Source organism: Sphaerisporangium sp. NPDC049003, from assembly GCF_043197795.1.
Classification (GTDB): domain Bacteria; phylum Actinomycetota; class Actinomycetes; order Streptosporangiales; family Streptosporangiaceae; genus Sphaerisporangium.
In genome coordinates this window covers 119,439-145,487 of record NZ_JBICTU010000015.1, presented here as the reverse complement: position 1 = coordinate 145,487, position 26,049 = coordinate 119,439, and the positions used below count along the sequence as shown (strand labels likewise).

At 69.9% G+C, this 26,049-nt stretch carries 27 protein-coding genes; 16 read left to right on the top strand and 11 right to left on the bottom strand.

Annotated elements, in window-relative coordinates; genetic code table 11:
- Positions 1-98: 98 nt before the first annotated feature.
- On the top strand, positions 99-1,412 hold the full coding sequence (locus ACGFIV_RS18395; RefSeq protein WP_392836195.1) for a hypothetical protein: 1,314 nt from the start codon (positions 99-101) through the stop codon (positions 1,410-1,412).
- Positions 1,413-1,505: 93 nt separating this feature from the next.
- On the opposite strand, the gene ACGFIV_RS18390 is transcribed toward ACGFIV_RS18395, so the two are convergent.
- Entirely contained in the window at positions 1,506-1,808 is a 303-nt protein-coding gene (locus ACGFIV_RS18390; protein WP_392836192.1) for a hypothetical protein, read from the bottom strand.
- Positions 1,809-1,927: 119 nt separating this feature from the next.
- On the opposite strand from ACGFIV_RS18390, the gene ACGFIV_RS18385 reads away from it, so the two are divergent.
- Positions 1,928-2,395, top strand: a complete 468-nt coding sequence (locus tag ACGFIV_RS18385; protein WP_392836189.1) for a hypothetical protein — start codon at positions 1,928-1,930, stop codon at positions 2,393-2,395.
- 4 nt (positions 2,396-2,399) lie between these two features.
- On the opposite strand, the gene ACGFIV_RS18380 is transcribed toward ACGFIV_RS18385, so the two are convergent.
- On the bottom strand, positions 2,400-4,376 hold the full coding sequence (locus ACGFIV_RS18380) for a DUF6571 family protein (RefSeq protein ID WP_392836186.1): 1,977 nt from the start codon (positions 4,374-4,376) through the stop codon (positions 2,400-2,402).
- 78 nt (positions 4,377-4,454) lie between these two features.
- On the bottom strand, positions 4,455-5,501 hold the full coding sequence (locus tag ACGFIV_RS18375; RefSeq protein WP_392836183.1) for a hypothetical protein: 1,047 nt from the start codon (positions 5,499-5,501) through the stop codon (positions 4,455-4,457).
- A gap of 448 nt (positions 5,502-5,949) precedes the next feature.
- Here ACGFIV_RS18375 and ACGFIV_RS18370 point away from each other — a divergent pair, with 448 nt between their 5' ends.
- A complete protein-coding gene (locus tag ACGFIV_RS18370; RefSeq protein WP_358553318.1) occupies positions 5,950-7,155 on the top strand; it encodes a S8 family serine peptidase in 1,206 nt (401 codons plus the stop codon).
- A gap of 95 nt (positions 7,156-7,250) precedes the next feature.
- Here the strand turns inward: ACGFIV_RS18370 and ACGFIV_RS18365 are convergent, their stop codons facing one another.
- Positions 7,251-8,030, bottom strand: a complete 780-nt coding sequence (locus ACGFIV_RS18365) for a DUF2786 domain-containing protein (RefSeq protein WP_358553320.1) — start codon at positions 8,028-8,030, stop codon at positions 7,251-7,253.
- A gap of 327 nt (positions 8,031-8,357) precedes the next feature.
- On the opposite strand from ACGFIV_RS18365, the gene ACGFIV_RS18360 reads away from it, so the two are divergent.
- The 3 genes from ACGFIV_RS18360 to ACGFIV_RS18350 all read left to right on the top strand — a co-directional run bounded on the left by ACGFIV_RS18360 (position 8,358) and on the right by ACGFIV_RS18350 (position 11,522).
- A complete protein-coding gene (locus ACGFIV_RS18360) occupies positions 8,358-8,513 on the top strand; it encodes a hypothetical protein (RefSeq protein WP_358553322.1) in 156 nt (51 codons plus the stop codon).
- 308 nt (positions 8,514-8,821) lie between these two features.
- A complete protein-coding gene (locus tag ACGFIV_RS18355; protein ID WP_358553324.1) occupies positions 8,822-9,979 on the top strand; it encodes a CoA transferase in 1,158 nt (385 codons plus the stop codon).
- A 25-nt stretch (positions 9,980-10,004) separates the two neighbouring features.
- Positions 10,005-11,522, top strand: coding sequence for a carboxyl transferase domain-containing protein (locus ACGFIV_RS18350; RefSeq protein ID WP_392836176.1), 1,518 nt, complete (start codon positions 10,005-10,007; stop codon positions 11,520-11,522).
- Here the strand turns inward: ACGFIV_RS18350 and ACGFIV_RS18345 are convergent.
- From ACGFIV_RS18345 to ACGFIV_RS18320, 6 genes are all read right to left on the bottom strand, one after another.
- The gene (locus ACGFIV_RS18345; protein ID WP_358560002.1) at positions 11,495-12,784 is read right to left on the bottom strand and encodes a hypothetical protein; all 1,290 of its coding nucleotides are present in this window, start codon (positions 12,782-12,784) and stop codon (positions 11,495-11,497) included. The two genes, ACGFIV_RS18350 and ACGFIV_RS18345, sit on opposite strands and share 28 nt — an antisense overlap.
- Positions 12,777-13,289 carry a sigma-70 family RNA polymerase sigma factor gene (locus tag ACGFIV_RS18340; RefSeq protein ID WP_358560000.1) on the bottom strand — a complete coding sequence of 171 codons (513 nt, stop codon included), beginning with the start codon at positions 13,287-13,289 and terminating at the stop codon, positions 12,777-12,779. The genes ACGFIV_RS18345 and ACGFIV_RS18340 overlap by 8 nt, the downstream gene beginning before the upstream one ends.
- The gene (locus ACGFIV_RS18335; protein ID WP_358559998.1) at positions 13,286-13,714 is read right to left on the bottom strand and encodes a hypothetical protein; all 429 of its coding nucleotides are present in this window, start codon (positions 13,712-13,714) and stop codon (positions 13,286-13,288) included. Before ACGFIV_RS18335 ends, ACGFIV_RS18340 begins: the two co-directional genes overlap by 4 nt.
- Positions 13,711-14,142 carry a hypothetical protein gene (locus ACGFIV_RS18330; RefSeq protein ID WP_358559996.1) on the bottom strand — a complete coding sequence of 144 codons (432 nt, stop codon included), beginning with the start codon at positions 14,140-14,142 and terminating at the stop codon, positions 13,711-13,713. The genes ACGFIV_RS18335 and ACGFIV_RS18330 overlap by 4 nt, the downstream gene beginning before the upstream one ends.
- 37 nt (positions 14,143-14,179) lie before the next feature.
- On the bottom strand, positions 14,180-14,998 hold the full coding sequence (locus ACGFIV_RS18325; protein WP_358559995.1) for a carbon-nitrogen hydrolase family protein: 819 nt from the start codon (positions 14,996-14,998) through the stop codon (positions 14,180-14,182).
- Between the two features lie 153 nt (positions 14,999-15,151).
- Positions 15,152-16,111 carry a DUF418 domain-containing protein gene (locus ACGFIV_RS18320; protein ID WP_358559993.1) on the bottom strand — a complete coding sequence of 320 codons (960 nt, stop codon included), beginning with the start codon at positions 16,109-16,111 and terminating at the stop codon, positions 15,152-15,154.
- Positions 16,112-16,205: 94 nt separating this feature from the next.
- Here ACGFIV_RS18320 and ACGFIV_RS18315 point away from each other — a divergent pair, with 94 nt between their 5' ends.
- The 3 genes from ACGFIV_RS18315 to ACGFIV_RS18305 all read left to right on the top strand — a co-directional run bounded on the left by ACGFIV_RS18315 (position 16,206) and on the right by ACGFIV_RS18305 (position 18,235).
- A complete protein-coding gene (locus ACGFIV_RS18315) occupies positions 16,206-17,393 on the top strand; it encodes a pyridoxal phosphate-dependent aminotransferase (RefSeq protein ID WP_358559991.1) in 1,188 nt (395 codons plus the stop codon).
- 64 nt (positions 17,394-17,457) lie between these two features.
- Positions 17,458-17,655: a ribbon-helix-helix protein, CopG family gene (locus ACGFIV_RS18310; RefSeq protein WP_392836165.1), complete on the top strand. Its 198-nt coding sequence runs from the start codon at positions 17,458-17,460 to the stop codon at positions 17,653-17,655.
- Positions 17,656-17,854: 199 nt separating this feature from the next.
- Complete coding sequence (locus ACGFIV_RS18305; protein ID WP_358559988.1) at positions 17,855-18,235, top strand: Fic family protein; 381 nt, start codon at positions 17,855-17,857, stop codon at positions 18,233-18,235.
- A gap of 54 nt (positions 18,236-18,289) precedes the next feature.
- Here ACGFIV_RS18305 and ACGFIV_RS18300 read toward each other — a convergent pair whose 3' ends face one another.
- Positions 18,290-19,228: a hypothetical protein gene (locus ACGFIV_RS18300; protein WP_358559986.1), complete on the bottom strand. Its 939-nt coding sequence runs from the start codon at positions 19,226-19,228 to the stop codon at positions 18,290-18,292.
- Positions 19,229-19,501: 273 nt separating this feature from the next.
- Between ACGFIV_RS18300 and ACGFIV_RS18295 the strand changes: the two genes are divergently transcribed.
- From ACGFIV_RS18295 to aroB, 7 genes are all read left to right on the top strand, one after another.
- Positions 19,502-20,410 (top strand): carbamate kinase, encoded by a 909-nt coding sequence (locus ACGFIV_RS18295; RefSeq protein ID WP_358559984.1) that lies wholly within the window; start codon positions 19,502-19,504, stop codon positions 20,408-20,410.
- An 83-nt stretch (positions 20,411-20,493) separates the two neighbouring features.
- Positions 20,494-21,600 carry a ring-opening amidohydrolase gene (locus ACGFIV_RS18290; RefSeq protein ID WP_358559982.1) on the top strand — a complete coding sequence of 369 codons (1,107 nt, stop codon included), beginning with the start codon at positions 20,494-20,496 and terminating at the stop codon, positions 21,598-21,600.
- Between the two features lie 122 nt (positions 21,601-21,722).
- Entirely contained in the window at positions 21,723-22,298 is a 576-nt protein-coding gene (locus ACGFIV_RS18285; RefSeq protein WP_358559303.1) for an SseB family protein, read from the top strand.
- A gap of 20 nt (positions 22,299-22,318) precedes the next feature.
- Positions 22,319-23,116 (top strand): prepilin peptidase, encoded by a 798-nt coding sequence (locus tag ACGFIV_RS18280; protein WP_392836155.1) that lies wholly within the window; start codon positions 22,319-22,321, stop codon positions 23,114-23,116.
- Between the two features lie 52 nt (positions 23,117-23,168).
- Entirely contained in the window at positions 23,169-24,347 is a 1,179-nt protein-coding gene (gene aroC / locus ACGFIV_RS18275; RefSeq protein ID WP_358559299.1) for a chorismate synthase, read from the top strand.
- Entirely contained in the window at positions 24,344-24,850 is a 507-nt protein-coding gene (locus ACGFIV_RS18270; protein ID WP_358559297.1) for a shikimate kinase, read from the top strand. The genes aroC and ACGFIV_RS18270 overlap by 4 nt, the downstream gene beginning before the upstream one ends.
- Positions 24,847-25,923 (top strand): 3-dehydroquinate synthase, encoded by a 1,077-nt coding sequence (gene aroB, locus ACGFIV_RS18265; protein ID WP_358559296.1) that lies wholly within the window; start codon positions 24,847-24,849, stop codon positions 25,921-25,923. Before ACGFIV_RS18270 ends, aroB begins: the two co-directional genes overlap by 4 nt.
- The last annotated feature ends 126 nt before the right edge of the window (positions 25,924-26,049 follow it).

Here is a 26,049-nt window from a genome sequence, read left to right as displayed (position 1 = left end):
TGGTGAGAAGCTTTACCGTGTGCAGAGGTGACTTATTGTAGGTGATCGATAGCGGAGGGTGGGTATCGCCCATGTCTGGCCGGCAGACGTTGCTGAAGGTGTTGCTGATGAAGCGTCATCAGGAGACGCATCGGGCGTTCTGCTTGGAGTACGACAAGGTGGCCCGGAGCCTCGATCGCAACCTGATCGGGTCGTCGCCGAGCCGGGAGGCTTTCGGTCGCTGGCTCAAAGGCCACCTGAAGACCAAGCCGCATGCCGACCATTGCCGGGTCCTAGAGCGGATGTTTCCCGGCCACACCGTTGCGGAACTCCTCGCGCCGTACGACCCTGTAGGAAAGGACTCCGGCGTTCATGCCATGCGCCCCGACCCTCGGGAGGCGGCCACGAGACGGCGAGAGGTATTCCAACTCGGCGCGACCACCTTGGCCATCGGCCTCAGCGAGAGCATCTTGCGCGGCCCTGACCTGTTCGAGCAGGCACTCGACTCCAGTAACGTCGGCGAAGCTCGGCTGCTCTTTCTGGAGAACGAAGCCGACCGGCTCGGCCAGAAGGTTCCACCGCCGTCGGTGCTGCCGGAAGCGCTCCTTCATTTGGCGAGCGTCAGGGAGTTGCTCGCCTACAGGCAGCCGGCCGAGGCGCAACGTCGGCTGACGCGAGTAGGAGCCAAGCTCTCCATCGTCGTCGGCGAGATCATGTTCTGCGCCAATCACTTTCCGCTGGCTCGCCGCTGGTACGCCGCTGCGAGGCGGGCGGCGGACGAGGCAGGAGACCTCTACCTCGGTGACCTCGCGCTGACCAGCGCCGCACTCATGCCGACATATTCGGCGGACCCACGCTCAGTCCTGACGACCGTCACCGCAAGGCTGGAGCACGCGGTGGGCGCCACTCCCGCTATCGCGTGGATGTGGGGGCTCGCCGCGTTGGCCCACGCGTCCCTGGGCGATCGGACCGCCTTCGAACGAGCCATCAGCAGGTCCCGCACCACCTTGGAGCGATGCTCAGCCGACGAGCTTCAGCCGGGCATCCTGTCGTTCCAACCCGAAAGGCACACCTTCTACGAGGCACGTGGGCGAGCCGATCTCGGTGACCTGGACGGCACGGCGGAGGCCGTGAGCCGCGCGCTCGCCTCGTACGACAACAGTGCTTCCAACGATCCGGCGCTTGTGCGCTTCGCCTACGCATGTGCTCTGGCCAAGGCTGGGGAGATCGAGGAGGCCTGTCGATTCGCCACCGACGCCATCCGGGAGACGCCTCCCACCGGGCCCAGCATCACCGTGGTGGTACGGGCACACGACTTCGACGCCCTGCTTAATCCCACTGGGGCGGCGAGCGCCGACTGGCGCGAGGCACTGGCCGATGTACGGGCACCGGACCCGGCAATGCTCCAGGCCATGTCACCTTCGAGAGCCTGACCCGGTACTTCAACCCTGTCACTATGTTCACTCAGGGCCGGCCGTCGTTTGGGGCGGCGACTGGCAGTCCGTACCCGTGGCGAACGCGATGGGTCAACCCCAACCACTCATGCTGGACGCCGCCGCTCGGGAGACCTTGGTGGGGGTGGCGCGCAACTCTGCCTCAAGCTCGGCGAGGACGTGTTGCGCCGCTGTTCTGATCCTTGCTCTGCGGCCGTTCAGTTCTTCTCCGAAGGCCCGCGCGGTAGGCCCCACCCATACGGCCTGGCCACCGAAGTGCGCGCAGACGGGATCGAGGGCGGTCTCCAGCACGTGGATGTGCGCACGCACGGCGGCGAGCGCCGTCTCCAGATCCCGATACTTCGGGTTCGGCACCAGATCGTCGTCAAGGGGCAACCCTGGCTCCCGCTGCGGTGGAAGGATCGATGAAACTGTAGATACTAGATGGCGCAGGGGTTCTCACTGAGATTATGTGGGCTCGACCGGTTCCCCGGCCAGACCTGGAGGCGAAAACGATGCTCGGCCTGACCAGTCCCGTAAAGCTCCGCCGCAAGGCCGCCGTACTCGCACTGCTCACGCCCTTGTCCCTGACTGCCTGCACATCCGACAAAGGCCCCACCGCCGCCCAAGCGGGGCAGACGTTGAAAGCTCACATCCTTCAACTCTTGAAGGAACGAAATGCTAAGAGTGTCACTATCTCGGATCCAGGCGGCAAAGACATCCCGTGTGCCGAAGGAAAAGCCAAACAAACTTATGCTGCAACAGGTCGTGACCTTGAAGCAGGGACGGCACCGGATGCGCTTAACGACATGATGCTTGGAGCCGTCAAACGAGTTGGAGACTACTCCATAGTTGATGGGAACGGTGGCATCGGGACGGTGACGGTTGCCGACAACTCAACGGCGACTGTTCTGCTTCTAAACTCGCACACGAAGGGTGAATACTCGATACGGGGTGAGACTGAGTGTCTGCGGCCCTCTTGAGTTGTTATTCGAAGTCGAGGGCGCGTTCTTTTGTGCGCTCTTTTTTGCCCTCGAATCTATCGGCAAAGCGATTGGACAATTCGCCGATTGAGAGCTGGCTGCTCTTGCCCATGCCGTTCTCCAGTAACCAACGGTCAAGGGATTCCAGGCTGCCGTTGTTCTTGGACTTAAGGATCTCGGCGAAGGGGTGAAGTTTGTCATCGTCGCCAACGATAGAGGCATCAGATGGGTACATGGTCTGATAGTCGCGCGGCGACACCTTCGGTTTGATTCCGGCATCAATCAGTGATTGTGCTATGCCATGCTGGCGGCCGAGTGTTTCCTCATGATTGGCCTTATCGACTTTTTCGCCCTCTTTTTCCCTATCGGGCTTGTATGTGTCCCATGCCGACCAAGCCCCACTCAGCAAGGTCCATAAGGTCGCTCCCAACTCCTCGCCTGGGATAAAGATGCCGATGACACCCAAGGCATTGCCGGATATGGTGCTGAAGTTCTTCCCTGCTGCGTCGTCGGCGTCATCCGCAGCCTTGCTGTGCTTCTTTTCAGCGGCTAACTGGAGTCCGGCCACATTGCCCAAGGCAGCGAAAACGTCGCTCAAGCGGGTGGAATCCTTGCTCTTCAGCATGGCGGGAACTTCAGCATTGACCAGCCTGCGAGCCAGGTTTCCCATGCCTTCCCGGAACGGTCGCTGGTTTGCTGTGCTGTCAGAGAAGGTCTCGATGAACCGGTAGGTGTCCTTCGGGCTCAGACGGAATATGGGTTTCAACCCTGGGGTCTGGGATGTCACTTCTCCGAACGCGCTAGGCAGCAGGTGGTTGGCGTCGCTGAAATCCGCTCCCTCAGCTATCTCGGTCGCGTACGCGCCGGCGATCTCCGATAGGTGTATGCGGGTGGCTCTGCCGATGTTGAGGCCCCCGAGGGTCGTCATGACGGTGAAGGCGAATGCCGCCGCGTCTTTGCTGTGCTGGCCGTCCTTCTCGTCGTAGGTGCCGGAGGCGGCGGCCAGCATGCGTCCGAAGGCGTCGGCCTCACCGGCCAGCGCCGACGGGCCACTGGTGTGGGCGGTGAAGTCTTTGAGGAGCTTGATTAGTTTCGACTGATCTTGCCCTGTGACGGTGCTCAGGGCGAGGCGTGCCGCGCCGGGGTTGTTTCCCAGGGCGTACAGAAGTCCCGCGTTGACGTTACGTGGCTTTCCGAGCCCCTGCGTCACGGCAACCTGGGCGAGCCATTTCGCAGGAAAGGATCCCGCGCTCAGCAGCAGGCCGGCATTGACCTGATCAGCGCCGGACAGCGCGGTGTGCGCCAGCGAGTCCTTGATCTTGGAGAATCCGGGCACGTGGGACCCCGCCGAGACGGCGGTGCCGAAAGCCTGGCTGACGGTGCTCAATATGCCGTCGTCGGATCGGGGTGGCGCGAGGGTCGCCTCTCCGGGAGGCGCGAGGTTGTGGCGCAGCGTCGCCGGAAGGTCGAGCGTGCCCTGCCGCCCGAGGGCCGCGAAGAACGCGGCGGTGTACTCGGGATCGTTGACATGTGCGGCAAGGGTGTCGACGATCTGCTGGTAGCTCTGGTCCCGGCCGAGGGGTGACAAGACGCCGGAGTCCAGCTTCTTGTATTTAGCGGCCAGCTCCGCGCCCAGGCGGCGTGCCTCCGCCGCAGGCAGGACGTCTTTCTCCTCGTAGGACATCAGGCCATTCGCCGCCCCCGGGGACCAGTTGGGGAGTTGGGCGGTGTTGTGGGCTAGTTTGCTGCGGCGGCGTAGGTCGGGGAGGTGTTCGTCGATCCAGCGTTCCACCTCGCCGATCGGGTCGAGCGAGGTGGCGGGTACGCCTTCGGTGGCGAACACCTGGCGGATCGCCTGCGTGTGCTCGCCGATGAGCCCCCGGGCGTGCTCCATCTCGCTGATGAACCGGTCCATCAGGGCGGGATCGATCCCGGTGAACTCCGGTGACAGTGGCCCCGTTCCTGACGGCACGGTGTTCACGAGCTCACGCCCCCTCCGACGCCCCAGTTGCCGGACCACAAACCTAACGCAGTCGGCGGCGCGTGGAGAGGGCGTGTGTCAAACCGGGTGGCGTTCCGCGTAAGGGCGTCTGGCGGTTGTTCGCAGCCTCCGGCACAGCGACGGCCCCACGAGGACGGTTGTGGATACCAGGAGCAAGGCGACCGTGAGGACCAGGCCCGGGAGCGCGGTCAACTCGACGGCTGGGTACCGGCGGTGGAGGTCGGTGGCCATGAAGCAGAGCCGGATGACCGACGCGACGGTGAGACAGAGCGACATGGCGCCGCAGGCGGCGACCATGCGGTGGGGCTCGGCGGCGGCCAGTAAGACGAGAAGGCATGAAGCGACCAGCAGGGTGAGCGTCACCTGGCCTGCCGTGGTCACCTTGTCGCTGATGGACGCGTCGGACAGGTCCCACAGCGACAGGTGCCTGATCGTGTCGCTCCCGTCGCGAAGGTGATGGCGGAAGCGCATCCACGGCAGGGTGCCCGCGAAGAAGAGCAGGAGGACGAGGACCATCCCCCGGGCCGCCTGGGCGAGTCTGTGGGTGGGGTAAGGCGACCACGCGGAGGTTCCAGATTGTTCCGCGGGGTCCGGCGACGTCTGCTGGATGACGTCCCGCTCGTCCGACGAGTCGGCCACGGCCACCAGGGCGAGGCCGATTATGAGCGCGAGCGTCTCCACGAGCGCGGCGGTCGGGGCGGATCCCGGCGTGACCCACGCCGTGCTCCAGGGGAAGCGGCTGTGCGGCCTGGGGAGGGCCTGATGGAGCCACATGAGATTGAGGAAGCTCAGGATCGCTGACAGCAGAGTGCCCAGGATCATCGGGCGTACGGGGTTGAGCGCCGTGACCATGGCGAGGGAGAGGGCGAGTACCAGCATGCCGAAAGCGCTGGTGCCGTTCTCGCTGATGATCCGGAGGTCGGAGGTCGGCAGGTCCCACAGCGAGAGCACGGTGCCGGCGGACGGCTCAGCGGAGCGCACCCATGGTCGGACGCTGGTGGCCAGCAGCATCAGGGAGAGTCCGACGGACCACACGGAGTATCGGATGCGCTGGATGGCGGCGAAGGACTCGCAAGGGGTCGGGTCATCACTTCTCGGGTTCACCCGGCGACGCTAAGTCGCCGACGCGGCTGTCGGTGATGTCCGGATGGGTCGTGACACGGCACCCAGGCGTCGGATCGGTGTCGTCGCCGTGTCGCAATCGGTGGAGCTCTCGAAACGCGACCGCAGGTTCGGTCGGCGCGCCGAGCGCCGTTGTAGGCCCCCAGGAATGTTCGTTGGACGAGCGGCTGGGCGGTACGGGCCGGAAAGCAATTCCCCGATCATGCCTCGGGCGTGGTCTACCCCGGTGATCAAACCGGACCCGTGACCATTGCGGACCGGCTGATCATGATTTATCTCTTGTTCCACCCTTTTTCCATAAAATCTGACAACCCAAATGACAAATGTCAAATTCATGTAACAAATCTGGATTTGGGGTGGAAAGGTCTGACTTAGGTAGTCAATGTCGACTTTGCCGGTCCACCCGGACCGCAGAGTGGAGGATCCCCCCGTGCGCAAAACGCTCCTCACCATCCTCTTCGCAAGCTCCCTCGTCATGGCGGTGAGCCCGGCCACGGCCGCGGTGGACACCAGCCTCGCGCCCGCCGGCGACTACATCGTCGTGCTGCGGGACGGAGCCGATCCCTCGGCCGTCGCCAACACCCAGGCGCGGTCCAAGGGCGCGACCCTCAAGAACGTCTACAGTCACGCGCTACGCGGCTACTCGGCGCGGATGACCGCCGCCGCCGCGGCCGATCTCGCCCGTGACCCGCAGGTGCAGTTCGTACAGCCCGACGGCGTGGTGTCGATCGACGCCCAGACCCTGCCGACGGGGATCAACCGGGTCGACGCCGAGCTCAGCCCCACCGCCGCCATCAACGGCGTGGACACGCGCGTCAACGTCGACGTGGCGATCATCGACACCGGCATCCAGCTCACCCACCCCGACCTGAACGTCTACACGGCGGGCGCCAAGAACTGCAACAACGGGACCAGCGCCAACGACGGCAACGGCCACGGGACGCACGTGGCGGGCACGATCGGCGCGCTGGACAACACCAGCACCGTCGTCGGGGTGGCACCCGGCGCCCGGTTGTGGCCGGTGCGCGTGCTCAACGCCAGCGGCAGCGGCACCTGGTCCCAGGTCATCTGCGGCATCGACTACGTCACCGCTCACGCCTCCGAGATCGAGGTCGCGAACATGAGCCTCGGAGGCCTCGGAACCGACGACGGCAACTGCGGCAACACCAACGCCGACGCGATGCACCGCGCGATCTGCGCGGCCGTCGCGGCGGGCGTGACGTTCGTGGTGGCGGCCGGCAACGAGACGGACAACGCGGCCAACCACGTTCCCGCCGCCTACGACGAGGTCGTCACGGTCAGCGCGCTCGCCGACTACAACGGGCTTCCCGGCGGTGGAGCGGCGGCCACCTGCGCCAACTACGGCGCCGACGACACGCGGGCCAGCTTCTCCAACTTCGGCGCCGACGTGGACCTCATCGCCCCGGGCGTGTGCATCCTGTCCACGTGGACGGGCAGCGGGACCAACACCATCTCGGGTACCTCAATGGCCAGCCCGCACGTCGCGGGTGGAGCGGCCCTCTACAAGGCTACGCATCCGACGGCCGGTCCCGCCGCGGTGAAGGCCGCGCTCCAGGCGGCGGGAACGACTCTCGCCGGCATCCCGGAGAAGCTGCTGAACGTCTCCACGTTCTGACGCCGAGGTCCTGACGCCGAGGGCGTCCGACATCGAGCCGGGCGGGCCCACGGGCGCCACAGCGGGCGCCCGTGGGCCTCACCTGTCGTCAAGGGTCATCTCGGGCGGGGCGTCGCAGGCAGCTCGCCGGCCGTGAGGCCGCCGAGGTCGCGGTCGCTGAGGTCGGCGCGGCGGCCTGCCTCGCGTCCGGTGGCGTAGCCGTCGCGGTCCAGAGCGGTCGCGCGGGCAGGCCGCAGGCCGGGGAAGCGGCGGTCGAACTCGGCCCGCACCAGGGCCGTACGGTCCAGGAGTACGAGCTCCGCCCCTGTTCCCGCGACCTGTTCGGCCACCTCGGCCACGCGGTCGCGGAGCTTGGCGGAGACGCCCGAGCCGAAGCCGACGTAGAAGGCCCGCCGGAAGTCGGCGGCGGCGCGGGCGCGCCGGTCCTTGGCCGTGACCGTTTCCAGCTCGCACGACGTGAACCGCCGGAGGGCGGGTCTGGCCTGGTTCTCCATCTGCAGGCTTATGGAGGGAAGCAGAACGCGCAGGCTGTCGAGGACGGCCTCCGGCCCGACGACCGTCATGGTGACGTGCCTCGCGCCGCGGATGCCCCGGCCCTTGACGCCGGTCCAGCGTTGCGCGCCCTTGCATCCGAGCGCGTCGCAGACGAGGTGGAGGGCCCAGCAGCGTTCGCGGGCGTGCCCGCCGCGGTTCGACACCTCGAACTCGATGCCGTCGATGGTCTCCGCGCGGCCCGTGGACCCCCGTCTCACGGCGGACGCGTCCAGGCCGTGCCTGAGCATCAGCGCAGCCGCGTGCGCGGAGGCGATCGCCGCCTCCTCCTCGCCCGTGCCGGGGTGCTCCGCCAGGTCCAGCAGCCGCCGGACCCGCTCCATGACCTTGGTCCTGGACGGCCCATCGGGGCCGGTCAGCGGACCCTCACCGGCGCACCGGGCGAAGGCCGGCCCTTCCCTGACGGTGTCCCCATCGCGTTCCCGCCCCCTCCGACGACCCGGCGGGTCACCAACCTAGCCCACGTCATGGTGGAGGGCCGGGCGCCTCCGGCCCACAGCGGGAATCGTCACGCCGCGATCGTGGATTCGTCGTGGTTCCGTCACTGGTTGTCCTGTTTTTGCAGCTACTGAGCACAATGCGTGATTGGCGAGGGTCGTCCTGGGTAGCCGTTCAATGGAAACGGTGACCGAACAGACGGTGGTGAAGAGATGGCATCGATGGTGGACCGCATCAAGGACTACCTGCGCAGCCCGAAGGGCCACGAGCAGGTCGAGAAGGTCAAGACGATGGCCAAGGACCAGCAGAACCAGCGCAAGCTGCGCGAGTTCATGGACAAGTGGCGCGGGCGCAAGACGCACAGATAGGACAGCCCGGACACGATGTAGAGGATCCAGGGAATGCCCCGAGGGTTCCAGCAGGTTCCCGGGCGTCCAGGACGTACGCGAACGTCCTGGACGTCCCGGTCGTAGGGACCCGGCTGCCGGTGCGGGCGCGTGGAAGATCGGGATAATGGACGCGCGTGACCGGCGTCGGCCGGGCCGCGCGCACGATGGGGATGATCGGGAGCCCGTGATCGCGGGGGGACCTGGGTGTCTGGCGGGTGGGGGGACCTGGCAGGCTTGCCAGTGAGACCGGAACGCGCATTCCCCCCGAGCCCCCGTGGAGGCTGACCTTGCAGGGACCTCTCAGTGACGTCGTCGTCCTCGACCTGTCCCGTGCTCTCGCCGGGCCGCACGGAGCGCAGATGCTCGGCGACCTGGGCGCCACGGTGATCAAGGTGGAACATCCGGACGGCGGCGACGAGTCGCGTGGCTGGGGCCCGCCCTTCGTCGGCCCCTCGGGTGACATCTCGACGTATTTCCTCTCGGCCAACCGCAACAAGCGTTCCATCGCGCTCGACCTCAAGTCCAAGGAGGGGGCAGAGCTCCTCACCCGGCTGATCAAGCAGAGCGACGTGCTCGTCGAGAACTTCCGTACGGGCGTGCTGGACCGGCTCGGCTTTCCCGTGGAGCGTCTTCACGAGCTCAATCCGCGCCTGGTGATCCTCTCCATCACCGGCTTCGGCCACGACGGCCCCGAGGGCGGCCGTCCCGGGTACGACCAGATCGCGCAGGGCGAGGCGGGGCTGATGAGCCTCACCGGCCCCTCGCCCGCGGAGCCGTACCGCGTCGGGGCCTCGATCGCCGACCTGCTCGCGGGCATCCACGGGGCGTACGGCGTGCTGGCCGCGCTGTACGAGAGGGAGCGCACCGGCAGGGGCAAGGTCGTGCGCACGTCCCTGCTCGCCTCGGTCGTGGGCGTGCACTCCTACCACGGGACGGCCTGGACGGTCGGCGGCAAGGTCCCGGGGGCGGGCGGCAACCACCACGCCTCCATCGCCCCGTACGGGGCGTTCCACTGCGCCGACGGCATGATCCAGATCGCGGTCGCCAACGACGCGCAGTGGCGCAAGCTCGCCCCGATCCTCGGCATCGACCCCGCCACCCCGAAGTACGCCGTCAACAGGGAGAGGTTCGCGCACCGCGACGAGCTGATCGCCGACATGGAGAAGGCGCTGACCGTCCATGACCGCGCCCACTGGCTGGCCGAACTCGCCGGCGCGGGCATCCCGGCGGGGGCGATCCGCACCCTCGACGAGGTCTACGCCTGGGACCAGACGCGCTCGCAGGATCTCGTCGTCACGGTCGAGCACCCGGAGCTCGGCGTCATCGAACTGCCGGGATCGCCGCTGAGGTTCGACGGCGAGCCGCCCGCCGAGCACCTCGCCCCGCCCGCGCTCGGCCAGGACACCCAGGCCGTGCTCGACTGGCTGGCGAAGCGGGAAGCGTGATCCGGCCGGTGATGGGAGGCCGCCGATGAGCCCGGCCCGTCCGGACGCCAACACCCTCATCCACACGGTCCTCGACCCCGGTTCCTGGAAGTCGTGGGACGAGCCCACCGTGGACCCCGCGCCGCCCGGCTCCCCGTACGCGGAGGAGCTGGCCTTCGCGCGCGCGAAGACCCGCTACGACGAGTCCGTGGTGACCGGCGAGGGGCTGCTGGGCGGACGGCGCGTGGCGATCATGGCCTGCGAGTTCTCCTTCCTCGCCGGGTCGATCGGGGTGGCCGCCGCCGGGCGGCTGGTCCGCGCCGTCGAGCGGGCGACGGCCGAGAGGCTGCCACTGCTCGCCGCCCCGGCCTCGGGCGGCACCCGGATGCAGGAGGGCGCGCTCGCCTTCGTCCAGATGATCAAGATCAGCGCCGCCGTCTCCGCCCACCGCGCCGCCGGCCTGCCGTACATCGTCTATCTCCGCCATCCCACGACCGGCGGGGTGTTCGCGTCGTGGGGGTCGCTCGGCCACGTCACCGCCGCCGAGCCGGGCGCGCTGATCGGCTTCCTCGGCCCGAGGGTCTTCGAGACCCTGTACGGATACCCCTTTCCGCAGGACGTGCAGGTCGCGGAGAACCTGTTCAAGCACGGTCTCGTCGACGCCGTGGTGTCGGCCGAGAACGCCCGCGAGATCGCGATCCGCGCCCTGTCGGTCCTCTGCGCGCCCAAGGAGGTCGGGGAGCGCGGCGAGGGGCTCACGCGAGTGCCGGAGCCGGGTGAGCGGGCCGTCGCCGTGGAGGCCTGGGAGGCGATCAGCCGGTCGCGGCGCGACGACCGGCCCGGCGTCAGGGCCCTGCTCAAGCTGGGCGCCTCCGACGTCACCCCGCTGAACGGCACGGGCGTGGGCGAGAACGACCCCGGCCTGCTGCTCGCCCTGGCCAGGTTCGGCACGGCGCCCGCGGTCGTGCTCGGCCAGGACCGTCGCCAGCAGAGCGCGGGCCGCCATCTCGGTCCCGCCGGGCTGCGGGTGGCCCGCAGAGGCATGCACCTGGCCTCGGAGCTGGGCCTTCCGCTGGTCACCGTGATCGACACGGCCGGAGCGGCGCTGTCGAAGGCGGCGGAGGAGGGCGGGCTGGCCGCCGAGATCGCCCGTTCCCTCGCGGACCTGGTGATGCTCGACGCGCCGACCGTCTGCCTGCTCCTCGGCGAGGGAGCGGGCGGGGCCGCCCTGGCCCTGCTGCCCGCCGACCGGGTGCTCTGCGCCCAGCACGGCTGGCTGTCCCCGCTCCCGCCCGAGGGCGCGTCGGCGATCCTGTACCGGACCATCGACTTCGCCCCCGAGATCGCCAAGACGCAGGGGGTACGGGCGACGGACCTCAAACGGGACGGCATCGTCGACCGGATCATCCCCGAGCTACCGGACGCCGCCTACGAGCCCGAGGCCTTCTGCGAGCGGGTCGCCAGGACCCTCGAATACGAGATCATCGGCCTGATGCGACGCCCTCCCGAGGACCGCCTGGCCACCCGCCTCACCCGCTACCGCCACCTCGGCGGCCCGGTCTGACCCGCAGGACCCGAGAAGGCCGGGTCGCCCGGGGCGGGGGACGCCCACAGATCGGACACCGGCTTGGCCTCGTCGCGCCAGACCTCCCCGCCGTCGCGGTCGTACCCGGTGATCACATAACCCTCGGCGTAGATGTCGCCCTCATGCGCGTACGGCGCCGAGAACAGGACCGCGTCCCCACCCCATGGGTCAGGCATCGCGTCCGCTTCGATGGACGTGCCGTCCTTGAAGGTCAGTACGACCCTGCCGGTGCCGGCCCTGGCATAGCCCAGCCAGCGGTCGTGGGTGAACCGCGACATCACCGGCCTCCTGTTCCCCTTGAGCGCGTCCGCGAGGGTCTCGCCGGGTTCGATCTGGGGTGTGGACGCGACGACGAAGAGCGCGACGACCTTCCCGTCCTGCCGCCAGACCAGACTCTGGTCCCTGTGCAGCCGTGCGGTCACCCCTCCGCCCAGCTTCGCGGCCGGTCCGACGGGCTCCGCGGTCGAGCCCGGGACGGGCATGGGATCGGTCTTCACCCGTTGGAGGACCTTCTCGCCGGCGCCGGAGAGCTCGTACGCCGTCAGCTTGGCCTGGGCAGGGTAGGAAACAGTCCAGATCGCCAGCGGGGCGCCCTTCGGCCTGTAGATCGTGCCGGGGAACCGGGAGCCGTCGTCGGCGACCGCCTCGACCTTGGTCACCGCGTCGCGGGCCGCGCCATAGGTGATGAGCTTGCCGGGGCGTGGCAGCATCCCGTCCGTGCCCCCGACGTACCAGCCGACCTCACCGGTGTGGGCGGGGTTTCGCGAGTCGTACGCGCAGCTCCCGATGGTGCCGCCCGACGACAGTTGAGTGGCCGAGCACAGGTCGGCGAACCCCGCGGCGCCCTTCGCCTTCGCGCGGGCGAACCACAGGAGCATCGACTTGCCGTCCGCCGGATTGACCAGGGTGAGCGTCTCACCGATCGGCGGGTTCTCCGCGACGCCTGCCGCGTAGGCGTCCTTGTACGTCGGCGTGGGCTCGCCGGAGACCGCCGTCGTGGCGCCGGTGACCGCGTCCGGCCCGCCGTGCGTGACGACCAGGGGTATCCCGGCCAGCACCGCGCCCGTCGCCAGTGGGACGGCTGCCAGCAGCGTCCACCTCAGGCGGCGCGACCTTGCGGCGCGCCGTCGCACTTCCAGCCACGCGTGCGGGCTGACCTCGTAGGTCGAGGCGCGGGCGCGCAGGGCGTCGCGGAGGTCGTCCTCGATCATCGCCGTCCTCCTTGAGGGCTCGTCAGTCATCGCTGTCCTCCTTGAGGGCACGGCCGAGGGCCGCGATGGCGCGGCTGGTGTGGCTCTTCACCGAGCCGGGGGAGACGCCCATGGCGTCGGCGATCTCGCGCTCGGACAGATCAAGCCAGTAGCGCAGCACCAGGGCCTCGCGCTGCCGCCGTGGCAGCCGGTCGACCGCTGCGAGCAGGTCGCGGTGCCGTTCGGCCAGCAGGAAGGTCTGCTCGCCGCTCCTCTCAGGAGGGGGCGGATCCGGTCTGCGCAGCCGTACGATCCTCAGGTGCCGGATCCGGTTGCGGGTCAGGTTGCAGACGGTCGAGCGGAGGTAGGGCACGGCCGCCGCGTCATCGCGTAGTCGCGCCTGTCTCAGGTGCAGGCGCGCGAAGGACTCCTGCGCGATGTCCTCCGGGTCGTCCGCGCCGAGCAGCCCCGCCAGCCGCACCATCGCCGAGTAGTGCGCGGCGAAGATCTCGGCGAAGGTGGGGCGCTCGCGGGAAAGGACTTGAGCTTCGGTCACACTCCAGAGACACTCGCGCCCTTCGTCGGTTGACAGGGGATCGGGATCCGCTCGACGCGGATGGAGTGGACCTCGTCGTGCGGCACGACCACCTCGTACGCCCCGTGGTCGACCATCCAGTAGCCGAGGGCCTCGGCCTTCAGGCCACTGTGGCCGGTGTAGGCGATGTGCAGCCCGTCGTCGTCCTCGTCGAGCACCACGCAGGGCTCCCCGCCGAACGCGCCGACCGTGCGCAGCAGGACGAGCCACTCAAGCTCGCCCCGCCGGACCTGCCGCCGCCAGTAGCCCCCGACCTGGGCGAACCCCTCCCTGGAGTCCTCGCTGAACAGGATCACGTCGTCGGGGCCCGGCCCGAGGGCTGCGGCGTAGGTCTGCTCGTGCTGGTGGGCGATGAAGCCGAGGCCCACGGGTTCGATGTCGCTCATGCCGCGCGCCGCCAGGTCAGCCCGTCGTACTCGGCGAACCGCCGCTCGCCGCGCGTGGTCACGTGCTGGATCTCCGCTCCCGCCGGGATGGGCATCGGGGTGGTGTGGAACTGGGGGACGACGTGCTGGCGGGAGGTGGTGAACCCGTTGCCCGCGAAGGGCGGCGAATCGTTCCAATCTCCGCCCATATGAGGGCCGTAGGGGACGACGTAGTTGTCGGTGTCGCGCACCTGCCACCGGAGGATGTACAGCTCGGGGACCGAGGGCGTGAGCTCGGAGCCCTCGAAGGAGAGGTCGAGAGCCGAGACGATCTGCTCCGGGCTCGTCAGCCGTGAGCAGTCCTGGACGCGGTAGACATAGCCGGAGATGATCGTACGCTGGCCCGCGAGATAGGGCACCAGCAGGCGAGGCGGAATGACCTTTTGCATCTGAGTACTTCGTGCCGGCTCGCTCACATCCCGCATTTTACGATCTGGCGACCTCGGTGTTCGGCACGGCGCGATAAATATCTGGGCGCCGGTGGGAAAGGCTCGGGAGCGTGGAGCGCACGCGCTCGGTCTCGGCGGGATCGATCTCGACGACCTGGACCGCGCCCGAGGTGCCCAGATCGGCACGGACCACTCCTATCGGGTCGACGAGCATGCTCCTGCCGATTCCGAAGTCCCTGAACTCGGGGTGCGGCGCCTGCCCGACGGAGACCGTCCACATGGTGTTCTCGATGGCCCGCGCCCTGACCAGCGTGGCCCAGTGCTCTTCCTTCATCGGGCCCGTGCCCCACGCGGCGATCACGACGAACGCGTCGGCGCCCTGGTCGACCAGGGCGCGGGCCAGCTCGGGGAACCGGATGTCGTAGCAGGTGATCAGGCCGAGACGCAGGCCCTCCAGCTCCACGACCACCGGCGTGTCGCCCGGTGCGACCAGGTCGGACTCGCGGGCGCCGAAGGAGTCGAACAAATGGATCTTGCGGTAGGCGGCCCGCATCCGGCCGCGCCGGTCGAGGGCGACGGCGGTGTTGTGGACCCGGCCGCCGGCGGGCTCGAAGGTGCCGAGGATCACCGCGACCTCGTGCGCCCGCGCCGCGTCGGCCACGGCCGTGACGAACGGGCCGTCGAGCGGCTCGGCGTGCTCGGCGACGCCCTTGCCGAACCGGGTCAGCGTCGCCTCGGGGAACACGGCCAGGGTGGCGCCTCGCGAGGCCGCCCTTCCGAGCGCGTCGCGCACGCATTCGAGGTTGGTCTTCGGGTCCTCGGACACCGGGATCTGGCACAGGGCGATGCGGGTCACCGCACAAGCCTAAGGCCGGAGGCCGCGCATGCCGAGAGCCACGGCCGAGGAACACGGCAGGGACACGGCCGACGACCACGGCCAAGGGACACGGCCGAGGGGCGCGGCCGACAGCCACGGCCGACAGCCACGGCCGAGGGGCACGGCCGCGGGTCAGGTGGGGGGCCCGCCGGCCGGGCGCCGGTTCGGCACGATCTCCCACCAGGTGAGGCAGCGCCACCCCCACTCCAGCGGGCCGTACCTGAAGCGGGCCGTCCACCAGTGGGCGAAGGCCGCCTGCGCGGCGATCGTGACCGCCGCGACGGCCACGACGCCGGCCCTGCTGCCGTCCTGGACAAGGAGGGGCAGCGCCGCGAGGATCGCCAGGGTGCCGGACAGGTAAGCGGTGAGCGCGATCCGCCCGAGCGGTTCGAGGAACGCCAGGAACCCGGGCCGCTGGCGCACCAGGAGCAGTACGCCCGTGCAGTAGGCCGTCGCGGCGGCGAGGCCGGCGAGCGGGTAGACGCTCACCGTGTAGGGGAAGTCGAACGTCTCCGGACGACCCCACAGGTACACCCACGCCCCGGTGAGCATCACGCCGAGCAGGGCACTTGCGATGAACGCCGGTCTCAGGGCGCGGCGCCCCGGGCCGTACTCGATCATCGCCATACCGAGCAGGAAGAGGCCCGGGATCAGCCACACCCCTCCGGCGTGCGCGAGCGCCGCCCACAGCGTGGCGCCGATCCCCGCGAGGAGTACGAGGTGGCGGTGCAGGTAGGACGCGGGAATGAGCACGATCGCCCCGGTGACGGCGTAGGGCAGGAGCACCTCGCCGGGGCTGACCATCCGGTGGAGCAGCCCGAGGCAGGCGAGCACGGCGAGCCTGCGGAGCAGGACCAGCCGAGGGCGGGGCGTCCTGCGCGCCGCGGACCGGAGGAACAGGACGAAGCTCACGCCGAAGAGGAAGGAGAAGATGGGGAAGAAGCGGCTCTGCAGGAGGTTCTCGACGATCCAGTCGGTGGGCGTGACCGACCGCCGCTCCACGGCGCCGACCGTGTGCTGCCAGGTGTTGACCAGCGTGATCCCGCAGACGGCGAAGCCGCGCAGCGCGTCCAGTTCCCGGATGCGCGTCACCGGGGCCGGCCAAGGCGATACGTCCCACAATTGGGGGCAAAACAGGCGATCACCCGAAGAGGCTAGCGCGCGGCGGCCCGATAGGCTGACCGGCGTGAACGAACCTCTGGTGGCCCGCATGCGTGAGTTCGGCACGACGGTGTTCGCCGAGATGACGGCCCTTGCCGTACGGACCGGGTCGATCAACCTGGGGCAGGGCTTCCCCGACACGGACGGGCCCTCGGCGATGCTTGAGCGGGCCGTGAGGGCGATACGCGAGGGTTTCAACCAGTACCCTCCGGGGCCCGGCCTGCCCGAGCTGCGGCAGGCGGTCGCCGAGCACCGCAAGGAGCACTACGGGCTCGTCTACGACCCCGACGGCGAGATCCTGGTGACCCTCGGCGCGACCGAGGCGCTGGCCGCCTCCGTCCTCGCGCTGTGCGAGGCCGGCGACGAGGTGATCGTCTTCGAGCCCTACTACGACTCCTACGCCGCCGCGATCTCTCTCGCGGGAGCGGTACGCAGGCCCGTGACGCTGCGGCCGGTCGAGGGCAGGTTCGCCTTCGACCCCGACGAGTTGCGCGCCGCTGTGGGGCCGCGCACCCGGGCGATCCTGGTCAACTCACCCCACAATCCCACCGGCACCGTCTTCACCCTCGGCGAGCTGTCGGCCATCGCCGCCGTGTGCCAGGAGCACGACCTGGTCGCGATCAGCGACGAGGTGTACGAGCACCTGACCTTCGACGGCGTGGAGCACATCCCGCTCGCCACGCTTCCCGGCATGCGCGAGCGCACCGTGATGATCTCCTCGGCGGGCAAGACCTTCTCCGTCACCGGCTGGAAGACCGGGTGGATCTGTGCGCCGGCCGAGCTGGTGCGGGCCGTACAGACGGTCAAGCAGTTCCTGACGTTCACCGCGGGCGGTCCCTGGCAGCTCGCCGTCGCCCACGCGCTCCGGGAGGAGCTGGGCTGGGTCGCCGGGCTCCGCGACGCGCTCGCCACCAAGCGCGACCGGCTCATGGCGGGGCTCTCCGCGGCGGGCTTCGGGGTGTACCGTCCCGCCGGTACCTACTTCGTACAGACCGACATCCGGCCGCTCGGCTTCGCCGACGGCGCCGACCTGGCGAGGCGGCTGCCGGAGCTGGCCGGCGTCGTCGCCATCCCCACCCAGGTCTTCTACGACCGGCCCGAGCTGGGCAGGCATTTCGTCCGGTTCGCCTTCTGCAAGAAGGACGAGATCATCGACGAGGCGGTCGCCCGGCTGAGCCGGCTGGACGGGAAATCATCTGACAGCGTTCTGTAAATAGTCATACACTCGCCGTGTCCAAATCATCCTGATGCCGGATGCGTACCGTGGAGGTATGGCCATGACGCTTCGCCTGAGCGACGAGCAGACAGATGCCCTGCGCCGGCGCGCCGAGAAGGAGGGGCGCAGCGTGCAGCAGGTCGTGCAGGCCGCAGTGGACGAGTACATCGCGCGCCACGACGCCGACGAGGAGGTGCGGCGACTGGGGGTCGCCGCGGTCAGGCGCTGGCGCTCCGTCCTCGACCGGCTCGGCGAGTGACACGCCCCCCGGCCGGCCCGGCACCTAGGCCCGGCGTGGTCCGCCCCGCCAAGGTTCCTTCCCCGATCCACCTGGCCAAGGGTCCCTGCGTGATCCGCCCCGCCAAGGATCCCTCCCCGATCCACCTGGCCAAGGATTCCTGCCTGATCCATCCGGTCACGGGTCGCCGGCTGATAGACCCGGCCGCGGAGGGCGGCGCATGACGCGCTACCTGACCGTGGAGCAGGTGATCGACCTCGCCGAGCTCACGGCCGGGGGGCCTCCGCAGTTCCGTGACGCCGGGCTTCTCGACTCGGCCGTCCACCGGCCGCAGGCGTCCATGTTCGGCCACGAGGCCTACCCCCACCTGCTGATCAAGGCCGCCTCGCTGCTCCACTCCCTTGCCGTCCACCCTCCGTTCGCCGAGGGCGACACGCGGCTGGCCTGGGTGTGCACGGTGGTCTTCCTCGAGTACAACGGCGTCGAGCTCGACACCGACGACGACTCGGTCTACGACCTGGTCTCCGCCGTGGCCTCGGGCGAGTTCGCCGAGGTGGACGAGATCGCCCAGGTCCTCTGGGGCTTCGTGGCCCCCGTCTAGCAGCCGGCTCACCGGGTCACCCGCCTGGAGGGTCCGCCCGACGGCCGCCGACGGTCACCGGTAGTCGTACACCGGCACGCCCGACATCCGCACGACCACCGATCCGATCTCGTCGGCGGCCGGTGCCAGCCATCCGTCCGGCAGGGCGAAGAACCCGGAGCGGACATCTCCCCAGCGCGGCGGGTCGTCGTTCGCAGCGGACACCCTGCGGGGGTTCGCCGGCACGAAAGCCAGGACCGTGTCGCCCGCACGGCCGTTCCGGTACACGGCCGACAAGGGGAGGAGCCTGATCTCCGTGATGTCCTCCCAGGCCATCCGGATGTCCCTCACTCCCGGCAGCACGATGCCGTCGGGGCTCACGATCAGGGCCGTGCGGTTTCCGATGAGCCAGTACAGCCAGCGCACGACCCCGGGGGCTCCCCGGAACAGCATGATCACGATGATGATCACGTATCCGACGGCGTCCGGTCTGTCGCCCGGGATGAACAGGAACGCCAGGCCGGACAGCAGCCACAGGGCGATGCCCAGCGGGACGGTATCCGCCCGCAGGAGCCGCCTGGCGGTGACGCGGACGATCAGGGTCGCGCCCGAGCCCTCGACGGCCGTGCCGGACGCGGAAGCGAGCGGTACGAACGCGGTGGGCTCACGGTTCGCGGTGAGGATCTGGAGCAGCCGTACGCGCCTCGCCCGCAGGAGCTCGGTGGTGGCGAGCAGGGGGAGGAGGCTCGCGAGGAGGATGGCGATGAGCTTGTCCGCCCACGACATGTCCTCGGCGTTCCACAGGAGCGCGAGCGGCACGACGACCAGGACTCCCGCGACGGCCGCGTAGATCCACGCCGTCGGCCTGGACAGCGAGGCGCCGGCGTAGCGAGCCGAGGTGGCGGCGACCCCGGGCCGATGGTGGCGGCGCCCGCGGGCGGCCTGGTCTTTCACGGACTTCCTCGTCACGGCGTCGAGTCGCCGCCACTCGGTGAGCGCGTCGGACGAGGTCATGGGAACCGCCATGAGATCGGGCACGAGCCGTGCGGTCTGCGGGAGCGTGGGACGGGCGGTCCGCTGGATGGCCGACCTTGATCATTATGACACTGTGGACCCCTACCTGAACAGGTGTTCACCGATACGCCGGTCCCGGGTAACCGAATAGTGGCGGCGGGGCTTCTATGTGGTCATGGCCGGATTTCGCTTGGCGAGTTTCTCTGAAGGATTCGTGGTTTGTGGGCAATTATGGACAATGAGGTGGCGTGTCAGTGTGGATAGCTTCGGGCTGTGGGTGAACGCGTACTGATCGCTCTCGGCGGCAACGCGATGACCGCGCCCGACGGCAGCGCCTCGCCGGTCGATCAGCGGTGTGCCGTCGAAGGGGCGATGGCGCATGTCGCCGCGCTGATCTCCCAGGGCCACCAGGTGATCCTGACGCACGGCAACGGCCCCCAGGTGGGCAACCTGCTCCTGAAGAACCAGCTCGCGGCCGACGTGGTGCCCCCGGTGCCGCTCGACTGGTGCGGCGCGCAGACCCAGGCGACGATCGGCGTGCTGATCCTCAACGCGCTCGGCGACCGTACGGCCGTGGTGGTGACCCGGACGCTCGTGGACGCCGGCGATCCGGCGTTCACGAACCCGGTCAAGCCCATCGGCAGGTACTTCACCGAGGCCGAGGCGCGCAGGTTCGAGGAGCTGGGGCAGACCTGGCTCGAATTCCCCGGCAGGGGCTTCCGGCGGGTCGTGGCCTCGCCGCGCCCCGTGGAGATCCTCGACGCGCCCGCCGCCCTCACCCTGATGGACGCGGGTTACACGGTGGTCGTCGCCGGAGGCGGGGGAGTGCCCGTCGTCCGCCGCGCCGACGGGTCGCTCGGCGGTGTCGAGGCCGTGGTCGACAAGGACACCGCGGCCGCCGTGCTCGCACCCGCCGTACGGGCGACCGTGCTCGTCCTCGCGACCGACGTTCCGGGGGCCGTCGCCGGGTTCGGCACGCCCGGCGCCCGCCCGATCGGCCGGGTGAGCCTCGGGGAGATGCGCGCGCTTCAGGCGGCCGGGCACTTCGCGAGTGGCAGCATGGGCCCCAAGGTGGAGGCGGCGCTGCGGTTCGCGGAAAGCGGAGGCCGGGCGGTGATCACCTCACTGGAGCACATCGGCGGGGCGCTGACCGGCGACGTCGGCACCATCGTCGAGCCGTGACCGACGACGGCGTGAGCCGTGCTGATTCGATGCGTGATGGACCAGATGACTGCGATTACTGGAATGACTGAGAGGTAGGAGATATGCCGGATCCGATCGAGGTGCGCAAGGTCGCCATCGAGAGCGTCACCGACGCCTCCGGGCTCGCGAAACTCATCGACGACGGGGTGATCGAGGCCGACCGGGTGCTCGCCGTGATCGGCAAGACCGAGGGCAACGGCGGCGTCAACGACTACACCCGGATCCTCGCCGACCGCGCCTTCCGCGAGGTGCTCGTCGCCAAGGGCACCCGTACGCCCGAGGAGGCCGCGCAGGTGCCGCTGGTGTGGTCGGGCGGTACCGACGGCGTGCTGAGCCCGCACGCCACGATCTTCGCCTCCGTGGACCCCTCGGGCGTCGAGCCTTCGGACGAGCCGCGCGTCTCGGTCGGGGTCGCGATGAGCGACGTCATCCTGCCCGAGGACATCGGCCGCCCCGCCATGGTGGAGAAGGTCGCCGCCGGCGTGCGCGAGGCCATGAAGATCGCGGGGATCGAGGATCCGGCCGACGTCCACTACGTGCAGACCAAGACGCCGCTGCTGACCCTGGCCACGATCACCGACGCGAAGTCGCGCGGCCAGGAGGTGGTGATCGAGGACACCGGCCCGTCCATGGACATCTCCAACTCCACGACCGCCCTTGGCATCGCGGTGGCGCTCGGCGAGATCGAGATGCCCTCGGCCGACCAGATCCACAAGGATCTGTCCCTCTACTCCAGCGTCGCCTCGTGCTCCTCCGGCGTCGAGCTCGACCGCGCGCAGATCGTCGTGGTCGGCAACGTGCGGGGCATCGGCGGTCGCTACCGCATCGGGCACAGCGTGATGAAGGACGCGCTGGACGCCGACGGCATCTGGGAGGCGATCCGCGGGAGCGGCATCGAGCTGCCCGACCGCCCGCACCCGAGCGACCTCGGCGACAAGCTCGTCAACGTGTTCATGAAGTGCGAGGCCGACCCCAGCGGACGGGTGCGCGGGCGCAGGAACATCATGCTCGACGACTCCGACGTGCACTGGCACCGGCAGATCAAGGCCACGGTCGGCGGCGTGGCCGCCAGCGTCACCGGCGACCCGGCCGTGTTCGTCTCGGTCGCGGCCGTCCACCAGGGCCCCTCGGGCGGCGGCCCCGTGGCCGCCATCGCCGACCTCGGCTGAAGCCCGGGTCCCGTGGGTACGGGGGCGCGTGGCGGGGCGAACCGCGCCCCCGCCACGCGCCCAGGGTGGGAGCACCCGCCGATGACGCGGTGGGGTCGCGACGGCGGGTAGGCTCGCGGGTCGTGCCCAGCATTCCGCAGCCTCTGGTCCCCGATGACGACGGCAGCGCCGACGCGTCCGTCTCAGCGGCGCTGGCCGCCTTCGCCACCGGTGAGGCCGACTCCGCCGGTGTGATGTCGGCCCTGAGCACGGCGCGCCTGCTCGTGCCCGTCGTGGCCCTGCTGACGGAGTCCGAGGTCGGCGAGCACGGGCTCAAGCAGGAGAAGGAAAGCGAGATGGCCCTGCCGGTGCTGGTCGGCGCCGACGGCAGGAAGGCGGTCCCCGCGTTCACCGGGGCCGCGTCGTTGAAGCTCTGGCGCGCCGACGCCCGGCCCATCCAGGCCGTGACCCCGCAGGTCTGCCGTGCCGCGCTCGGCGAGAAGGCCGCCGCCGTGGTGATCGACGTGGCCGGTCCTGTGCCGTTCGCGATCGAGGGCGCCATGCTGCACGCCCTGGCCTCCATCGGGCAGGTCACGGCGGAGGAGGAGAGCATCCAGGCCCTGCTGCGCGGGCTGTCGGAGCACGCCGAGGTGACCGTCGCACGGCTTCCCACCCCCAAACGCGGGCTTCTCCGCCACTTCCGGCGTACGCCGAGCTGAGATCCCCGTAAGGTCGGCGGGTGGGTTTCATCGTCGCGGGGGCGGCCCTTCTGGGGCTTCTCGCGGGCGTCTATGTCCGCGTCCTGGCGGGCGGCTTCGGCCCGGCCCCGGAGTTCGACACCCCGAAGCTCGACACCCCGAAGCTCGACACCTCGAAGCTCGACAGCCCTGAGCTCGATGCCTCGAAGCTCGACGCCCCTGAGCTCGACGCCCCGCGGCTCGATGCCCCGGAGCTCGATTTCACTGAGCGGCGGCGGGCGTACCGGGTGGAGGCTCGTCAGGCGTTCGGCCGCGCGGTTCGCGCCGTGCCCGTGCCCGCGTGGCCGCCGCTGATCGAGCTGGGCACCGCCGCCGCCTGCGCCCTGGTCGCCTGGAGGCTCGCGTGGACCCCCGCGCTCGCCGCCTGGTCGTACGCGGCGGTGGCCGGGTGCGCGCTCGCGGTGATCGACTGGCGGACCCAGCGGCTGCCGGACGCCATCACGCTGCCGTCCTACCCGATCATCGCCCTCCTGCTCGTCCCCACGGGCCACCTGGTCGCCGGGCTGCTCGGCGGTCTCGCGCTGGCCGGCGTCTACGCGGTCCTGTGGTTCGTACGGCCCGGCGCGCTCGGCCTCGGCGACGTCAAGCTCGCCGGGCTCGCCGGGATGCTGACCGGCGCGCTCGGCCTGGACCCCTGGATCGTCTGCGCGGTCGGCGGGCAGTTCCTCGGCGCGCTCTACGCCGTCGCGCTGCTGATCACCCGCAGGGGCACTCTCCAGAGCCAGTTCCCCCTTGGGCCGTTCATCCTCCTCGGAGCCCTCGCGGCGGTCCTTCGCTGATCGGTTCATGGGCGGGCGATGGCACTGGGCCGTGCATGGAAGACTTGTCATCATGTTGCGCTGGTTGACCGCAGGTGAGTCCCACGGCCCCGAGCTCGTCGCGATCCTTGAGGGGATGCCCGCCGGAGTCGAAGTGACGACCGCCGACGTGGAGCAGGCCCTGGCGAGACGCCGCCTGGGTTACGGCCGCGGCGCGCGGATGAAGTTCGAGCAGGATGAGGTGACGATCGTCGGCGGCGTGCGTCACGGCCGCACGCTGGGCAGCCCGGTCGCGATCCGCGTGGGCAACACCGAGTGGCCCAAGTGGGAGACCGTGATGGCGGCCGACCCGGTCGACCCCGGCCTCCTGGCGGCCCAGGCCCGCAACGCCCCCCTGTCGCGCCCGCGTCCCGGCCACGCCGACCTGTCCGGCATGCAGAAGTACGGCTTCGACGACGCCCGCCCGATCCTCGACAGGGCCAGCGCCCGCGAGACCGCCGCCCGGGTCGCTCTCGGCCAGGTCGCGCGCAACTTCCTCAAGCAGGCGCTCGGCGTCGACATCGTCAGCCACGTCATCGCCATCGGCACCGCCGAGGCCCCGGACGGCCTCATCCCCGCGCCCGGCCAGCTCGCCGCCGTCGACGAGCACCCGGCGCGCTGCCTCGATCCGGAGGCCGGCGCGGCGATGATCGAGGAGATCGACACCGCGAAGCGCGAAGGCGACACGCTCGGCGGGGTGGTCGAGGTCGTCGCGTACGGCCTGCCGCCGGGCCTCGGAAGCTATGTCCACTGGGACCGGCGCCTCGACTCGCGGCTCGCGGGGGCGCTCATGGGCATCCAGGCGATCAAGGGCGTCGGCGTCGGCGACGGGTTCGACACCGCGCGGCGGCGGGGCTCCCAGGCCCACGACGAGATCGAGAACACCGCCGAGGGCGTCCGCCGCGTCACCAACCGCGCCGGAGGCGTCGAGGGCGGCATGACCAACGGCGAGCCGCTGCGGGTGCGCGCCGCGATGAAGCCGATCTCCACCGTGCCCCGCGCGCTCTCCACGGTCGACGTGCTCACCGGCGAGCCCGCCAAGGCCATCAACCAGAGGTCGGATGTGTGCGCGGTTCCGGCCGCCGGTATCGTCGCTGAGGCGATGGTCGCGCTGGTGCTCGCCGACGCGGCCGTCGAGAAGTTCGGCGGCGACTCCGTTGAGGAGGTCGCCCGTAACCTTTCCGGCTACCTGTCGTCGATGGTGATCAAGTGACGTCTCCCAGAGCTGTGCTGGTCGGCCCGCCCGGGTCGGGCAAGTCCACCGTCGGCCGCCTGCTGGCCCAGCGTCTCGGCGCGAGCTTCCGCGACACCGACACCGACGTGGAGACCGTGGCGGGCAAGCCGGTCGCCGACATCTTCGTCGACGACGGCGAGGAGCGGTTCCGCGAGCTGGAGGCAGCGGCGGTTGGCCAGGCGCTCGCCGAGCACGACGGCGTGCTCGCGCTCGGCGGCGGCGCCATCCTGAGCGAGGCCACCCAGGAGCTCCTCGCCGGGCACTCGGTGGTCTACCTCCAGGTCGGCCTGGCCGACGCCGTGCAGCGCGTGGGCCTCGCCCAGGCGCGCCCGCTGCTCGTGCTCAACCCGCGCAGCCAGCTCAAGAGGCTCATGGAGGAGCGCCGCCCGGTCTACGAGCGGCTCGCGTCGATCGTCGTGGCGACCGACGGCCGCGCGCCCGAGGAGATCACCGACGAGATCATGAAGGGGCTCCCGGCGTGACGAGCACCCGCATCACGGTCAGGGGCGAGCGCCCGTACGACGTGGTCGTCGGGGCGGGAGTGCTCGGTGAGCTGCCCGGCCTGCTGGGCGACGGCGTCCGCACGGTGGCGGTGGTCCACCCGGCGAGCCTTCCCGAGATCTCCCGGCCGGTCTGCGGGGTGCTGGAGGCCGCCGGTCTCTCCGTGGTGGCGCTTCCCGTGCCCGACGGCGAACGGGCCAAGTCGGTCGAGGTCGCCGCCGAGCTCTGGTCGGCCCTGGGCCGGTACGGGGTGACCCGTTCGGACGCCGTGGTCGGCGTCGGCGGGGGAGCCACCACCGACCTGGCCGGTTTCGTGGCGGCCACCTGGCTGCGCGGCGTCAAGGTCGTCCAGGTGCCCACCACGCTGCTCGGCATGGTCGACGCGGCGGTGGGCGGCAAGACCGGCATCAACACCCCCGAGGGCAAGAACCTCGTCGGCTCGTTCCACCCGCCCGTAGGGGTGCTGTGCGACCTCGCCACGCTGGTGTCGGTGCCGCGCGACGACTACGTCGCCGGGCTCGCCGAGATCATCAAGGGCGGCTTCATCGCCGACCCGACCATCCTGCTGCTCGTCGAGGACGACCCCGAGGGCGCCCGGGTGCCCGAGGGCCGGCACACGCGGGCGCTGATCGAACGCAAGATCCAGGTCAAGGCCGACGTCGTCGGGGCCGACCTGCGCGAGTCGGGCATGCGCGAGATCCTGAACTACGGGCACACGCTGGCCCACGCGATCGAGCGCGTCGAGAGCTACCACATGCGGCACGGCGAGGCCGTGGCCATCGGCATGGTCTACGCCGCGGAGCTGTCCCGGCTGTCCGGCCACGCCGGGCCGGGGCTCGTCGAGCGCACCCGGTCGATCCTGACCTCGGTCGGCCTTCCGACGGCCTACCGTCACGAGGCCTGGCCCGAGCTGCGCGACCACATGCGGGTCGACAAGAAGAACCGCGGGGCGAAGCAGCGGTTCGTCATCCTCGACGACATCGGCAAGGTCGCGCGCCTGGAGGACCCACCGGAGGAGCTGCTCGAAGCGGCCTACCGGGAGGTCGGAAGATGACGGCCGCGCACGCGAGCGGCACGGCGGAGGCCGCGACGACGACGGTCGTCTCCGGCACGGAGGGGACGGCGAGGGCGCGATGAGGACGGTGCTCGGCTCGGGCAGGGGAAGCACGGCGAGGGCGCG

Excerpts from the sequence above, each read along its gene's own strand:
- ACGFIV_RS18385 (WP_392836189.1), top strand. The coding sequence starts at position 1,928 with ATGCTCGGCCTGACCAGTCCCGTAAAGCTCCGCCGCAAGGCCGCCGTA.
- ACGFIV_RS18365 (WP_358553320.1), bottom strand. The coding sequence starts at position 8,030 with ATGGAGCGGGTCCGGCGGCTGCTGGACCTGGCGGAGCACCCCGGCACG.
- ACGFIV_RS18360 (WP_358553322.1), top strand. The coding sequence starts at position 8,358 with ATGGCATCGATGGTGGACCGCATCAAGGACTACCTGCGCAGCCCGAAG.
- ACGFIV_RS18350 (WP_392836176.1), top strand. The coding sequence starts at position 10,005 with ATGAGCCCGGCCCGTCCGGACGCCAACACCCTCATCCACACGGTCCTC.
- ACGFIV_RS18345 (WP_358560002.1), bottom strand. The coding sequence starts at position 12,784 with ATGACTGACGAGCCCTCAAGGAGGACGGCGATGATCGAGGACGACCTC.
- ACGFIV_RS18335 (WP_358559998.1), bottom strand. The coding sequence starts at position 13,714 with ATGAGCGACATCGAACCCGTGGGCCTCGGCTTCATCGCCCACCAGCAC.
- ACGFIV_RS18330 (WP_358559996.1), bottom strand. The coding sequence starts at position 14,142 with ATGCAAAAGGTCATTCCGCCTCGCCTGCTGGTGCCCTATCTCGCGGGC.
- ACGFIV_RS18310 (WP_392836165.1), top strand. The coding sequence starts at position 17,458 with ATGACGCTTCGCCTGAGCGACGAGCAGACAGATGCCCTGCGCCGGCGC.
- ACGFIV_RS18305 (WP_358559988.1), top strand. The coding sequence starts at position 17,855 with ATGACGCGCTACCTGACCGTGGAGCAGGTGATCGACCTCGCCGAGCTC.
- ACGFIV_RS18300 (WP_358559986.1), bottom strand. The coding sequence starts at position 19,228 with ATGACCTCGTCCGACGCGCTCACCGAGTGGCGGCGACTCGACGCCGTG.
- ACGFIV_RS18290 (WP_358559982.1), top strand. The coding sequence starts at position 20,494 with ATGCCGGATCCGATCGAGGTGCGCAAGGTCGCCATCGAGAGCGTCACC.
- aroC (WP_358559299.1), top strand. The coding sequence starts at position 23,169 with ATGTTGCGCTGGTTGACCGCAGGTGAGTCCCACGGCCCCGAGCTCGTC.